The 13,881-nt window shown below is 73.6% G+C and carries 9 protein-coding genes; 8 read left to right on the top strand and 1 reads right to left on the bottom strand.

What is annotated here, in order from left to right:
- Positions 1–41 precede the first annotated feature (41 nt).
- Positions 42–1,616: an ATP-binding cassette domain-containing protein gene (locus AB0J76_RS15870; protein WP_364389750.1), complete on the top strand. Its 1,575-nt coding sequence runs from the start codon at positions 42–44 to the stop codon at positions 1,614–1,616.
- Here AB0J76_RS15870 and AB0J76_RS15865 read toward each other — a convergent pair.
- Positions 1,613–2,824 (bottom strand): ROK family transcriptional regulator, encoded by a 1,212-nt coding sequence (locus tag AB0J76_RS15865; protein WP_364389748.1) that lies wholly within the window; start codon positions 2,822–2,824, stop codon positions 1,613–1,615. The genes AB0J76_RS15870 and AB0J76_RS15865 overlap by 4 nt on opposite strands.
- A gap of 140 nt (positions 2,825–2,964) precedes the next feature.
- Here AB0J76_RS15865 and zwf point away from each other — a divergent pair, with 140 nt between their 5' ends.
- The 7 genes from zwf to AB0J76_RS15830 all read left to right on the top strand — a co-directional run bounded on the left by zwf (position 2,965) and on the right by AB0J76_RS15830 (position 13,366).
- The gene (gene zwf, locus AB0J76_RS15860) at positions 2,965–4,443 is read left to right on the top strand and encodes a glucose-6-phosphate dehydrogenase (RefSeq protein WP_358009482.1); all 1,479 of its coding nucleotides are present in this window, start codon (positions 2,965–2,967) and stop codon (positions 4,441–4,443) included.
- Entirely contained in the window at positions 4,440–6,383 is a 1,944-nt protein-coding gene (gene edd / locus AB0J76_RS15855; protein WP_352330447.1) for a phosphogluconate dehydratase, read from the top strand. Before zwf ends, edd begins: the two co-directional genes overlap by 4 nt.
- 88 nt (positions 6,384–6,471) lie before the next feature.
- Positions 6,472–7,437 (top strand): glucokinase, encoded by a 966-nt coding sequence (gene glk / locus AB0J76_RS15850; RefSeq protein WP_352330445.1) that lies wholly within the window; start codon positions 6,472–6,474, stop codon positions 7,435–7,437.
- Between the two features lie 58 nt (positions 7,438–7,495).
- On the top strand, positions 7,496–8,110 hold the full coding sequence (gene eda / locus AB0J76_RS15845) for a bifunctional 4-hydroxy-2-oxoglutarate aldolase/2-dehydro-3-deoxy-phosphogluconate aldolase (RefSeq protein ID WP_352351613.1): 615 nt from the start codon (positions 7,496–7,498) through the stop codon (positions 8,108–8,110).
- A 617-nt stretch (positions 8,111–8,727) separates the two neighbouring features.
- A complete protein-coding gene (locus AB0J76_RS15840) occupies positions 8,728–9,855 on the top strand; it encodes an IclR family transcriptional regulator C-terminal domain-containing protein (protein ID WP_364389745.1) in 1,128 nt (375 codons plus the stop codon).
- Entirely contained in the window at positions 9,848–10,984 is a 1,137-nt protein-coding gene (locus AB0J76_RS15835) for a cytochrome P450 (protein WP_352327629.1), read from the top strand. Before AB0J76_RS15840 ends, AB0J76_RS15835 begins: the two co-directional genes overlap by 8 nt.
- A gap of 120 nt (positions 10,985–11,104) precedes the next feature.
- Entirely contained in the window at positions 11,105–13,366 is a 2,262-nt protein-coding gene (locus AB0J76_RS15830; RefSeq protein WP_352327630.1) for a protein kinase, read from the top strand.
- Positions 13,367–13,881 lie beyond the last annotated feature (515 nt).

Raw genomic sequence — 13,881 nt, 5'->3', positions numbered from 1 at the left:
TACGTTGTACGCGAACCGGATCGATGGTCTAGTAATGGAACATGGGTCATATCGAGGTGAGCGGCGTGACGTACCTGCTGCCGGACGGGCGTCCGCTGCTGCTGGAGGCGTCGTTCAAGGTGGGCGACGGCGCCAAGGCGGCGCTGGTCGGCCCCAACGGCGCGGGCAAGACGACGCTGCTCCGGCTGATCGCGGGCGACCTGCGGCCCGACGACGGGCGCATCACCACCGGCGGCGGCGTCGGGGTGATGCGGCAGTTCCTCGGCACCGGCAGCGTGCGCGACCTGCTGCTGGGCGTCGCGCCCGCGCGGGTGCGGGCGGCCGCGGCCGAGCTGGCCCGCGCCGAGGCGGCGATCGCGCTGTGCGACGACGAGCCCCGCCAGCTCGCCTACGCCCAGGCCGTCGCCGACTACGCCGACGTGGGCGGCTACGAGCTGGAGGTGGTGTGGGACGCGTGCGCGACCGAGGCGCTCGGGCTGCCCTACGAACAGGTCGCCGGCCGGGGGCTGGCCACGCTGTCCGGCGGCGAGCAGAAACGGCTGATGCTGGCGGCGCTGCTGCGCGGCCCCGACGAGATCCTGCTGCTCGACGAGCCGGACAACTACCTCGACGTGCCGGCCAAGCAGTGGCTGGAGCGGGCGATCAGGAGCTCGGCCAAGACCGTGCTGCTGGTCTCGCACGACCGGCGGCTGCTGGCCGAGGCGGCCGACCGCGTCGTCACCGTCGAGGGCCGCGAGGTGTGGGTGCACGGCGGCGGCTTCGCCGGTTACGCCGAGGCCCGCAGGCGGCGCGGCGAGCGCCTGGAGGAGCGGCGGCGACGCTGGGAGGACGAGCGGGCCCGGCTGCGCCGGCTGGTGCACGTGCTGCGGCAGCGGTCGGCGAACAACGACGCGCTGGCGGGGGCGTACCGGTCGGCGGTGTCCCGGCTGGAGCGCTTCGAGCGGGCCGGGCCGCCGAGCCGGCCGCCGAAGGAGCAGAACGTACGGATGCGGCTGCGCGGCGGGCGTACCGGGAAGCGGGCCGTGACGTGCGTGGATCTGGAGCTGACCGGTCTGGTGCGGCCCTTCTCGGCCGAGGTGGCCTACGGCGAGCGGGTCGGCGTGCTCGGCCTCAACGGCACCGGCAAGAGCCACTTCCTGCGCCTGCTGGCCGGCGAGCCCGTCGCGCACACCGGCGTGGCCCGCCTGGGCGCCCGCGTGGTGCCCGGCCACTTCGCGCAGACCCACCTGCGGCCCGACCTGCACGGTCGGCCCGTCGCCGAGCTGGTGTCGGAGACGTTCGCGCTGACCAGGAACGACGCCATGGCCGCGCTGGCCCGCTACGAGCTGGCCCCGGCGGGCGGGCAGCGGTTCGAGACGTTGTCCGGCGGCCAGCAGGCACGGCTGCAGATCCTGCTGCTGGAGCTGTCGGGGGCGACGCTGCTGCTGCTCGACGAGCCGACCGACAACCTCGACCTGGCCAGCGCGCAGGCGTTGCAGGAGGGCCTGGACGGCTTCGCCGGCACGGTGCTGGCGGTCACCCACGACCGCTGGTTCGCCGACGACCTGGACCGCCACCTGATCTTCGGCGCGGACGGCGTGGTGCGGGAGAGCCCCGAACCGCGCTGGGACCTCTAGCCGGCGCCGGCCAGCCCGCGCTCGCGGCGCAGCGTCGAGACCGTCATCGTCTCGTCGACCGCCTCGGGCGAGAGCACGTGGTCGAGCACCATCACGGCGCAGCCGCTGATGCCCGCGCCCGCGCCGAGCCGGCTCGGCTCGATGCGCAGCCGCCGGGTGGCCAGGGCGGTGGAGCGGCGGTAGACGACCTCGCGGATGCTCGACACCAGCGGGCCGAACGCCTCGGCCATGTCGCCGCCGAGCACCACGACCGAGGGGTTGAGGATGTTGACCGCCCCGGCCAGCACCTCGCCGATGCGGCGGCCGGCCGTGCGCACGATGGCCATCGTCTCGGCGTCGCCCGCGCGGACCAGGGCGGTCACGTCGGCGATGGTGCCGACGTCCTTGCCCGCCTCGCGCAGGTCGCGCAGCAGCGCGGTGCCGCTGGCGACGGAGTCGACGCAGTCGGTGTTGCCGCAGCGGCAGAGCACGCCGCCGCCGTCGAGCACGGGGATGTGGCCGATCTCGCCGGCCGCGCCGAGCGCGCCGCGCAGGATCTCGCCGCCGGCGATCACGCCCGCGCCGATGCGGGTGGAGACCTTCACGAACATGAGGTCGCCGAGGTCGGGGTAGGCGCCGCGGTGCTCGCCGATGGCCAGCACGTTGACGTCGTTGTCGACGAGCACCGGCACGGGGAACCGCTCGCGGATGATCGGCGGGATGACCACGCCGGTCCACGAGGCCATCACCCGGGCGCTCTCGGTGCGGCCCTGGGCGAACTCGACGGTGGCGGGCACGCCCATGCCGACGCCCCTGACGCAGGAGCGGGGGCGGTCGCCGAGCAGTTCGTCCCAGGTGTCCATGAGCAGCGGGAGCACGACGTCGGGGCCCTGCTCGACGTCGATGAAGAAGTCGCGGCCGGCCAGCTCGCGCCCGGCCAGGTCGCAGACCGCGACCCGGGTGCGGCTCGCGCCCAGCGCGGCGACCAGGACGACGCCGCCCCCGGCGTTGAACTCCAGCCGGACCGGCGGGCGCCCGCCGGTCGAGGGGGCGTCGGTGCGCTCGACGACCAGGCCGCGGTCGAGCAGCTCGCCGACGCGCAGTTGCACCGCCGGGCGCGACAGACCGGTCACCCGGCCGAGGTCGGCGCGCGTGACGGCCTCACCTGTGCGGATGAGGCGGAGCACCTCGCCACTCGTGGCGAGGGTCGCGGCGGTACGTCGAGGCATCGGCCAAGTGAATCACATGGGCTTCGGTAATGAAAAGTGAAGACTTTTTCATCTCAGATGCCAAAACCCTGCTTGTGCACGACCCAAACTCTCGTTAGTGTCCGTTCTGTCCTTCCTTGGTAGATCAACGGAGCTTCGCCTTGTCCCCCCTCTCGACCGCCAGCCCCGCCCATACCGCCGATCTCGTCGTCTTCGGCGGGACCGGCGACCTGTCCATGCGCAAGCTGATCCCGGCGCTCTACCACAGCGACAGGGACGGCCGGCTGTCCCCCGAGACCCGCGTCATCGCCATGTCCCGGGGCGGGCTGACCGACGCCGACTTCCGCGGCAAGGTGGACGCCGAGGTACGCGACCAGGTCCCCGTGGACGACCCCGCCGTCTGGCAGCGCTTCCTGGGCCGCCTGCACCACGTCTCGGTGGACGTCGGCGGCGAGGACAAGTCGGGCTGGGGCGCGCTGACCAGGCTGCTGGCCGGTCACGAGCAGCGCGACCGGGTGTTCTACCTGGCCAGCCCGCCGATGACGTTCGGCCCCTTCTGCCGCGAGCTGGAGGAGGCCGGCCTGGTCACCCCGCTCTCGCGGGTGGTGCTGGAGAAGCCGCTCGGCCGCGACCTGCCCAGCGCCCAGCGGATCAACGACGAGGTCGGCGCCATCTTCGACGAGCGCCAGATCTTCCGCATCGACCACTACCTGGGCAAGGAGACGGTGCAGAACCTGCTGGTCCTGCGCTTCGCCAACGCCTTCCTCGAGCCGATCTGGAACTCGTTGTGGATCGACCACGTCCAGATCACCGCCGCCGAGACCGTCGGCACGCCGGGACGGCGCGGCTACTACGACCACGCGGGCGCGCTGCGCGACATGGTGCAGAACCACCTGCTCCAGCTCCTCACGCTGACCGCGATGGAACCGCCGTCGCGCAACGACCGCGAGTCCATCCGGGACGAGAAGGTCAAGGTGCTGCAGTCGCTGCGGCCGATCGTGGGGACCGAGGTGGACCGGTTCACCGTGCGCGGCCAGTACACCGAGGCCGGCGGCATGCCGTCCTACCTGGACGAGCCCGCCTCCACGCCGACGACCGAGGCCTCGCGGCGGGTGGAGACGTTCACCGCGATCCGGGCCGAGATCAAGAACTGGCGCTGGGCGGGGGTGCCGTTCTACCTGCGGACCGGCAAGCGTATGCCGTACCGGCGGTCGGAGATCGTGGTGCAGTTCAAGGACGTGCCGCACTCCATCTTCCCCGGCGGCACGCCCAACCGCCTGGTGCTGCGGCTGCAGCCCGAGGAGGGCATCGAGCTGCACATCATGGCCAAGGAGCCGGGCGCGGGCGAGGTGACGCTGAAGCCGGTGCCGCTGTCGCTCAGCTTCGGCAAGACGTTCACCGCGCGGGTGCCGGAGGCCTACGAGCGGCTGCTGACCGACGTGCTGGCGGGCAACCCGACGCTGTTCATGCGGCGTGACGAGGTGGAGGCGGCCTGGCGCTGGATCGATCCGATCCTGGCGGCCTGGGAGTCCTCCGCCGACCTGCCCGAGCCCTACCCCGCAGGAACCACCGGCCCCGCCGGGGCCCACGAACTGCTCGGCCGCAGCGGTCGCGCCTGGCACGAGGAGGAAGACCTGTGAATTCCGTCATCCAGGAGATCACCGATCGGATCGCCGAGCGCAGCGCGGCCAGCCGTACCGCCTACCTGGCGCGGATCCGGCGCGACGGCGAGGCGGCGCGGGCCAAGGGCCCGGCGCGCGCCCACCTGGGCTGCGCGAACCTGGCGCACGGGTTCGCCGCCGCCTCCGATGAGGACAAGCCCTTGTTGCGAGGCACGGCCAAACCCGGCGTGGCGATCGTGACGAGCTACAACGACATGCTCTCCGCCCACCAGCCGTACGAGACCTACCCGCCCGAGCTGAAGGCGGCGGTGCGCAGGGCGGGCGGCGTGGCGCAGGTCGCCGGCGGTGTGCCCGCGATGTGCGACGGCATCACGCAGGGCCGCGCCGGCATGGAGCTGTCCCTCTACAGCCGCGACGTGATCGCCATGGCGGCCGCCATCGCGCTGTCGCACGACATGTTCGACGCGTCGCTGCTGCTGGGCGTCTGCGACAAGATCGTGCCGGGCCTGTTCATCGGCGCGCTGCACTTCGGGCACCTGCCGGCGATCTTCGTGCCGGCCGGGCCGATGACCTCCGGCCTGCCCAACAAGGTCAAGGCGCGCACCCGCCAGCTCTTCGCCGAGGGCAAGGTCGGACGGGCGGAGCTGCTGGACGCCGAGGCCAAGTCCTACCACTCCCCCGGCACCTGCACCTTCTACGGCACCGCCAACTCCAACCAGGCGCTGATGGAGGTCATGGGCCTGCACCTGCCCGGCTCGACGTTCGTCAACCCGCACACCGAGCTGCGCCACGCCCTGACCGAGGCGGCCGGCCGCCGCGCGGTGGAGATCACCGCCCACGGCCCGGAGTACACGCCGATCGGCGAGCTGGTGGACGAGAAGTCGATCGTGAACGCCTGTGTGGCGCTGCTGGCCACCGGCGGCTCCACCAACCACACGCTGCACCTGGTCGCCATGGCCGCCGCCGCGGGCATCGTGCTGACCTGGGACGACCTGGCCTGCCTGTCGCGCGTCGTGCCGTCGCTGACCAAGATCTACCCCAACGGCCAGGCGGACGTGAACCACTTCCGCGACGCCGGCGGCATGCAGGTGCTCATCGGCGACCTGCTGGACGAGGGCCTGCTCCACGGCGACGTGCTGACCGTCGCCGGCCCCGGCCTCGACCGCTACCGCCAGGCGCCCTCGCTGGTGGACGGCGAGCTGGTCTGGGAGCCGGTCACGGGCGGCAGCAAGGACCGCGACGTGCTGCGCCCGGTCGCCGAGCCGTTCTCGGCCGACGGCGGCATCCACATGGTCGAGGGCAACCTCGGCCGGGCCGTCAGCAAGGTGTCGGCGGTCAAGCCCGAGCACCTGGTGATCGAGGCCCCGGCCAAGGTGTTCGACGACCAGCTCGACCTGCTGCGCGCCTTCGAGGCCGGCGAGCTGGACGGCCAGGACTTCGTGGCCGTCATCCGCTACCAGGGCCCCAGCGCCAACGGCATGCCCGAGCTGCACAAGCTCACGCCGCCGATGGCCGTGCTGCTCGACCGCGGGCAGCGGGTGGCGATCGTCACCGACGGCCGCATGTCGGGCGCGTCGGGCAAGGTCCCCGCGGCCATCCACCTGTCGCCCGAGGCCGCCGACGGCGGTCCGATCGCGATCGTCCGCGACGGCGACGTGATCAGGCTCGACTCGGCCGCCGGGACGCTGGAGCTGCTGGTGCCGGCCGAGGAGCTGGCCCGGCGCACGCCCGAGGGCCGGCCGCTGAGCGACGCGGAGTGGGTCGGCACGGGACGCGAGCTGTTCGCCACGTTCCGCCGCATGGCCGGGCACGCCGAGCAGGGCGCCGGGATCTTCGGGGTGAGCGGCGCCGAGTCGCCGCACCACGGCCCCGGGCTGGGCTTCCCCGCCGAGGCGGGCGCCTCCCACCTGGAGAGCGGCGCGCCCGTGAGCACGCGGGCCGCCGGGCGGAGCCGGTGAGCGTGCGTGGCATCCTTCCGGTGACGACGGCGTACGATCTTGGCCCCGTCGTCGTGGGCATCGGAGGCGTGAGCATCGGAGGTGTGAGATGAGTGCCTTTGACCTTCCGTGGCTGGTCGCCGACATCGGGGGGACCAACGCCCGGTTCGGGCTGGTCACCTCGCCGCAGGCCCGGCCCTCGAACGTCGCGGTGCTGGCCGGCTCCGCCTACCCCACCCTGCCCGACGCCGTCGACGCCTACCTCGCCGAGCACGCGGGCGGGGCGCGGCCGGGCGCGGCGTGCCTGGCGCTGGCCGGGCCGATCGACGGCGACCGCTACCGGCTGACGAACTCGGCGTGGGCCGGGTCCGTACGCGACCTGGGCATCCCGTACGCGGTGCTGCTCAACGACTTCGAGGCGCTGGCCGTGTCGCTGCCCCACCTGGAGGGCCCCGACCTGGTGTCCCTGGGCGGGCCCGAGCCCTCCCACGGCGTCAAGGCCGTGCTGGGCCCCGGGACCGGGCTCGGCGTCGGCGGGCTCGTGCCCACCGACCGGGGCTGGACGCCCGTCCCGGGTGAGGGCGGGCACGTCACGGTGCCGGTGATCGACCGGCGCGAGCTGGAGATCGTCCGGGTGCTGCAGGCCGAGGGGCTGCCGCACGTCGTGGCCGAGCACCTGCTGTCCGGCCCCGGCCTGGTACGCCTGCACCGGGCGCTGGCCAAGGTCAACGGCGTGACCGCGCCCGACCTGAACGCCTCCGACATCGTGGCCCGGCTCGACGACTCGCTCTGCGCGGAGACCGTCGAGGTGTTCTGCGAGATGCTGGGCAGCTTCGCCGGGAACGTGGCGCTCACCCTGGGCGCCAGGGGCGGGGTCTACCTGGGCGGCGGGGTGCTGCCCCGTATCGTGGAACGGGTGCGGACCAGCGGCTTCCGTGCCCGGTTCGTCGGCAATCCCGACATGCCCGGATACCTGGAGGCGATCTCCACCACGCTGATCGTCGCGCCCCAGCCGGCGCTCACCGGCGCGGCCGCCTGGCTGCGCGGGCGGGCCACCACCGAACTCGTGGGCTGAGGCCCACCCTGATCACCACTAGACGGCCGTGACCCCGGCCGATGAGGAGAAGACTCTGATGAGCTTGCTCGACCTCGCCCCCGTGATCCCCGTCGTGGTGATCGACGACGTGGCGACCGCCGTGCCGATGGCCGAGGCTCTCGTGGCGGGCGGGCTGCCCGTCATCGAGGTGACGCTGCGCACGCCGGCCGCGCTCGGAGCGATCGAGCGGATCGCCGCCGAGGTGCCGGGGGCGACGGTCGGCGCCGGCACGATCCGCACCACCGCCGACATCTCGGCGGCCGTGGCGGCCGGATCCCGGTTCCTGGTCTCGCCGGGCACGACGTTGTCGCTGGTGGAGGCGCTGGAGTCCAGCGGCGTGCCGTACCTGCCGGGCGCGGCCACCGTCTCGGAGGTGATGGCGCTGGCCGAGCGCGGCATCAAGGAGCTGAAGTTCTTCCCGGCCGAGGCGGCGGGCGGCGTCGCGTACCTGAAGTCGCTGGCCGGGCCGCTGCCGGACGTGCGGTTCTGCCCGACCGGCGGGATCCGGGCCGAGAGCGCGGCCGACTACCTGCGGCTGCCGAACGTGGGCTGCGTGGGCGGAAGCTGGCTCACCCCGGCCGACGCGCTGGCCGCGGGCGACTGGGCCCGCGTGGAGAAGCTCGCCGCCGCCGCGGCGGCTCTGCCCCGGTAGGTTCTCACCGGTGGGGGCCTTGGCCTCGCCGTGACTGCGCGCGCTCGGTGACGGGCGCGCGTGCGGCTGTCTTGGGAACGGCGCGCTTCGTCGCACGCAGGCCCGGTTCGCCGGCGGGACGGCTCGCCGGTGCGAGCGCCCGGCGGTGTGTGCTGCCCGGAACGACGGCCCCCGCTCGCGCTGCTGGGGGCCCGCTCAGCGTCCGCTCGGGGCCCGCTCAGCGTCCGCTCGGGATCCGCTCAGGGGCCGCTCGGGGTTCGCTCGGCGGCGGAGGTGTCCGCGCAAGGCCTCCGGCAGGGCCGGCGGCGGCCGCGCGGGTGCTGCGGCGCGCAACGGCGAGGACCGGCGAGGACCGGCGAGGACCGGCGAGGTCAGCCTGACGTCCTCCCGCGATGCTCTCGAAGCCGCCGACGCGCGCCCGGCGGCCTGGCCGCATATGCCGCAAGTCTGGACTTATATCCCAGAACCCCCGCTGAAGTGGCCCTTTCCGGGCACGCCGAGATCATCAGCCTGCGCCGAACCCGGTATTCGGACCGCGACGGCGGGGTAGGGCAAGGAATGCCAAGCCGTAGCCCCGGGAAGCCCCATCCGCTCCTCGGAGAGCGAAAGGGAGCACCATGCCGCTGCAAACGGCCCGCCAGGAACACCTCACGCGTCCGGTGACGCCGATCGGGAGCCTGGAGCGGGGCATCGACATCCTCCTCGCGCTGAGCGCCGCCCCCCGGCCGATCAGCCTGGCCCAGCTCAGCCGGAGCACGGGCCTGCCCAAGTCCACGGCCCACCGGATCCTGGGCGTGTTGTGCGCACGCGAACTGGCCCGGCGGGTGGGCACCGGCTACCTGCCCGGCCTGCAGCTGGAGACGATGGCCGGCATCGCCCGCAACCGCATCCCCGGGTCGCGGCGGGTGGTGTTGCCGTACCTGCTCTGCCTGCAGGAGACGACCCGCCAGACCGTCAACCTGGCCGTGCCCGCCGGCCTGGAGGCCCGCTACGTCGAGCGCCTGTACGGCCACGACCGCGTCCGGTCCCGCTCCGACGGCACCGACCTCGCGCCGCTGCACTGCACCGCGACCGGCAAGGCGCTGCTGGCCTTCGACAGCGGGCTGCGCGAGGAGGTGCTCGGACAGGGCGGCTTCGAGCGGCTGACCAGCCGCACGATCACCGGCGTGGCCACGCTGGAGCGGGAGCTGGCCCAGGTCCGCCGGTACGGCGTGGCCTACGCCCAGGAGGAGTACACCGAGGGCGTGTCGTGCGTGGCCGCGCCGGTGTTCGGGCCGGGCGGCGGCGTCTGCATGTCGGTGGGGTGGCGACGCCCGGCCCGTCCGCGCCGCTGGCCCGGCTGGGCCTCACCGTACGCGGCGCGGCGCAGGCGATCTCGGCCGCGCTGGTGGTGGCCTGAGGTGTTCCGGCTCCTGGAACGCTCCACAGAGCGCGGCCCGAAAACGTTCCGCCCAGCGAGACCCCCGCTTGCGCGCCTGGCGGACGGGCGATCGCATGACCCCATGAACTTCCTTCCCGTTCCGGCCCCCGAGGAGGCGCCCACGGCCCGGCCATCTCAGCCCCGGACGACCCCGAGCACACAGAGGCCCACCGGAGACGAGAAGACCCGGGACACGCGGACGCCCACCGGAGACGGGAAGACCCGGACGCCCCAGGGCAAGTCGACGCCGGCCGGAGAAGGGGAGGCCGGGCCCGTCCCGCGCACGCGGAGGCCGACCGGCGAGGGGGAGGCCACGCGTGCCTAGAGGCCTGCACAGGGCCACCGTGCTGGAGAGCCTGCGCCTGGCCGGCGCACTCCTGCCGCCGGGCACGCCGCACCTGACGGCCGGACTCGACCTGCTGCGCTCCCGCTCCCTGCTGACCGGCCTGCACGTCCGGTACGGCGGCCGTCCCGTGCTCGTGCGCGGCCCGCGCCGCACGGCCCTGGTGGTGCTGTCCCAGCGGGACGCCGAACGTGTGTTGTCCGAGCCCGCCTTCGTCCCCACCGTGCGCGAACGGGCCGCCGGCCTGCCCTACGACGTGCTGCGGCCGGCGTTCGCGGAGGTGGCCCGGCAGGAGGCGGCCGCGCTGACGGACGGCGTGATCGACTACGCCCGGCTGGAGTCGTGCTGGCAGCGGGTGGCGCGGCGGTGCGTCTACGGCGCCGGCGCGGCCGGCGACGAGGAGCTGAGCGCCCTGCTCGCCCAGGTCAGACGGGCAGGCAGAGGACGTGCCAGACGCCGCCAGGAGATCCTGTCCGGCCGCTACGACGCCCGCATCCTCGACCACCTGCGCCGCGCCGAGCCCGGCACCCTCGCCGGCCTGCTCGCCGAGACCAGCGGCCCGGAGGCGCGCGGCCTGCGGCAGGCGGCGTTCTGGCTGCTCGGTTTCAGCGTGACCGCCGGCAGCCTCATGCGCACCCTCGCGCTGCTGGCGACCTACCCCGTCCAGCGCAAGTGCGCCCGCGCCGACCCCGACTACCTGCGCGCCTGCCTGCGCGAGGGCCTGCGCCTGTGGCCGCCGGTCCCGGCCCTGTCCCGCCTCACCACCGAGGAGACCGACTGGTACGGCGTCCCGGTGCCCACCGGCACCCACGTGATCCTCCCGTTCGCCCCCCACCAGCGCAGCCCCCGCCTGCACTACGCCGACTCCTTCGCCCCCGAGATCTGGCTCGACGGCACCGCCGCCGGCGAATGGTGGGCCCTGCCGCGCTGCGACGGCGTGCACCTGATGCTCGGCGTCGGCACGGCCTTCCTGGGCGGGATCCTGGCCTCGGCCCGCCCGAAGGCGTCCGGCCGGCCGCTGTCCCCGCACCGCCCGCTGCCCCCGACGCTCAACGCCGCCCGCCTGCGGGTGACGATGCGCCCGCTGAAGCGGCGTCCGGGCCAGAGCTGACCGGGCTTCGTCGCCACCGGGCCGCGGCTTCTCCGTTAGAGTCTGGGGTGGAAAAAGGCGTACCGGCGGAAGAAACGGTTCGGTTTGCGACGGGATGACGACGGCGAGAGGACGGCGACCGTGGGGCGCTCGGCAGGCACTCCGCTGAAGCCTGAGGATCCGCCGGCGATCGGCCCCTACGAGCTGTTGAGCCGTCTCGGCTCGGGCGGCATGGGCACCGTCTATCTCGCCAGGGGCGCCGACGGGGTCAAGGTGGCGCTCAAGGCCATCAGGCGTGACTACACGGCCGACCCGGTCTACCGGGCGCGTTTCCACGAAGAGGTGTCCAACGCGCGCAAGGTGGCCTCGTTCTGCACCGCGCGGGTGCTCGACCACGGCGAGGACCGTGGCGTGCTCTACCTGGTCACCGAGTACATCGACGGCATCTCGCTGGAAGACCAGCTGATCGAGCACGGCGCGCTGCCGCCGTCGGTGCTGCACTCGGCGGCCGTGGGCGTGGCGGCGGCGCTGACCGCCATCCACGCCGCGGGGCTCGTCCACCGCGACCTCAAGCCGGCCAACGTCATGCTGACCCTGGCCGGGCCGCGGGTGATCGACTTCGGCCTGGCGCGCTCCACGCACGTCGCGTCCCGGCACACGAACGCCGGCATGGTGATGGGCACGCCCGGATGGATCGCTCCCGAGCAGGTCTTCGAGGGCCACACCAGCCCGGCCGGCGACGTGTTCGCCTGGGGCTCGCTGATCGCGTACGCGGGGCTCGGCGGGCATCCGTTCGGCGAGGGGGACGCGTACGTGATGGCGGCGCGGGCCCGTACCGCGCCGCCGGACCTGCGCGGCCTGCCCGCCCCCCTGGACCGGCTGGTCGCCGCGGCCATCCACCCCGACCCGGCGCGCCGGCCCGCGGCCAAGCAGCTCCTGCTGGAACTGGTGGGCGCGGCCGACGAGCCCGCGGCCCAGCTGGCGGCCACCGAACACCTGACGAACGCATGGAACCCCTCAGAGTTCCGCCCCCTCGGCCACACCCCCCCACCCGCCGAACGCACCGGCCATCCACACCTCCCCCCACCTGCCGAACGCACGGGCCCTCCGCACCCGCCCTCACCTGCGGAGCGCACGGGCTCCCCCCACCTGCTTCCCCCTGCGGAACGCACGGGGCCTCGCCCTCCGATGCCCTCCGCGCCGGGCTCGCGCCCTCCGATGCCCCCGTCCGCCGACCGGACGGGGTCCCGCTCCCCCATGCCCCCCGCGGCTGATCGCCCGGGATCCCCCGTTCCGATGCCACCCGCAGCTGATCGCCCGGGATCCGCCGTTCCGATGCCCGCGGCCGAACGCACGGGGTCGCACCCTCCGATGCCACCCGCGGCCGAACGCACGGCGGCGGGCACCGCGATGCCGCCTTCCGCCGAGCGTACGGGCCCGCGTCCACCGCACATGCCCTCCCCGGCCGAACGCACGGGCCCTCGCCCGCCCATGCCCATCCCGGCAGACCACCCTGGGTCAGGCACACCGCAGCCCCCATCCGCGGCCGACCCCGCGGCACCCCACGCCGCCCAGATGCCTCCCGCGACCGAGCACACCGGCATGCGCCCACCGCACGTGCCTTCCCCCGCCGAACGCACCGGCCCCCGCCCGCCCATGCCCTCGCCGGCCGAGCGCACCGGACCGCGTCCGCCGCACATGCCCTCCCCGGCCGAACGCACGGGCCCTCGCCCGCCCATGCCCGCCCCCACGGAGCACCCGGGACCTCGCGCGCCACAGATGCCGCCCCCCGTCGACCGGACCGGGAACATCCCGCTCCCCCACCACCAGACCACCGGCCAGGGCCCGCTACCGCCGCACACCACCGGCCAGGGCCCGCTACCGCCGCACGCCACGGGCCAGGGCCCGTTGCCCGTGTACCCGCCTGTGCGCCGCAAGCGCGGCGTGTTCACCGGCTGCATGACCGCGCTGGTCATCGTGATCGTCCTGTTCGTGGTGGTCCTGGCCACCCTGGCGTGGATCTTCCGCTCCCCCGCCATAGGCGATGAAGGCCCGGTACAGGACGGAAAGCTGAAGTTCGCGGTAACCGGCACAAAGTGCCCCCAACCCGCGAAGTCCGCCTCCCGCCGCACCTGCCAGGTCACGGTGAAGGTGAACAACGTCGGCCCCGACGCCCGCGTCCTCTACCCCGGCCAGCAGAAGCTGATCGACGAGGACGAGGCCCTGCACGGCGGCAGCAGGCTCCTGGACAAGAGCGGCGCCGAGATCACCCCGGTCCGCATCGCCCCCGGCCAGTCCTTCACCGGCACACTGGTGTTCGACCTGCCGAAAAGCGCCGAGCCCGCGGGCCTCGAAGTCCACGACTCAGGCCTGAGCGCCGGAGCCCGCATAACCCTGAGCTGACCAGCGACTCAAACCTGAACGCCAGCACACAAGCAGCCCTAAGCCGGCCCACAACTCGGGCATGGCCTGCGAGCGGGAACAACCGTGGGCCAACCAGCGACTCAGGTATAAGCCGCAGAGCCGGAGTAGCCCTGAGCCAGCCAGCGACTCAGCCCTCCAGCGCCAGAACACAAGCAACCCTGAACCAGCCAGCAACGCAGGTGAGCCCTGGGGCATAAGTAGTCCTGAGGCATAAGTAGCACTGGAGCGTAAGTAGCCCTGAGGCCGTAAGCAGCCCTGGGGCGTAAGTAGCCCTGGGGCTGCCCATCAACCAGCCATCACACCCAACAAAACGGCCCTCTGGACCGCCACCCATCCCCACCCCGCACAGACCAACAGCCCCACGCCGAGCCCTCTCCAACCAGGCCTTGGTCCATTGGCAGCGTGATCGCGACGTCAGTCGGGAACGCAGGACACCGGACAAGAAGTCACGACTCGCGACAAGGGCACTTCCCAGTTCCGATGATGCCCACGGC

The organism is Nonomuraea sp. NPDC049624, from assembly GCF_040675255.1.
In the GTDB taxonomy this organism is placed as follows: Bacteria; Actinomycetota; Actinomycetes; order Streptosporangiales; family Streptosporangiaceae; genus Nonomuraea.
This window is presented reverse-complemented; position numbering and strand designations above follow the sequence as displayed.

Excerpts from the sequence above, each read along its gene's own strand:
- AB0J76_RS15840 (WP_364389745.1), top strand. The coding sequence starts at position 8,728 with ATGCCGCTGCAAACGGCCCGCCAGGAACACCTCACGCGTCCGGTGACG.
- eda (WP_352351613.1), top strand. The coding sequence starts at position 7,496 with ATGAGCTTGCTCGACCTCGCCCCCGTGATCCCCGTCGTGGTGATCGAC.
- AB0J76_RS15870 (WP_364389750.1), top strand. The coding sequence starts at position 42 with ATGGGTCATATCGAGGTGAGCGGCGTGACGTACCTGCTGCCGGACGGG.
- glk (WP_352330445.1), top strand. The coding sequence starts at position 6,472 with ATGAGTGCCTTTGACCTTCCGTGGCTGGTCGCCGACATCGGGGGGACC.
- AB0J76_RS15865 (WP_364389748.1), bottom strand. The coding sequence starts at position 2,824 with ATGCCTCGACGTACCGCCGCGACCCTCGCCACGAGTGGCGAGGTGCTC.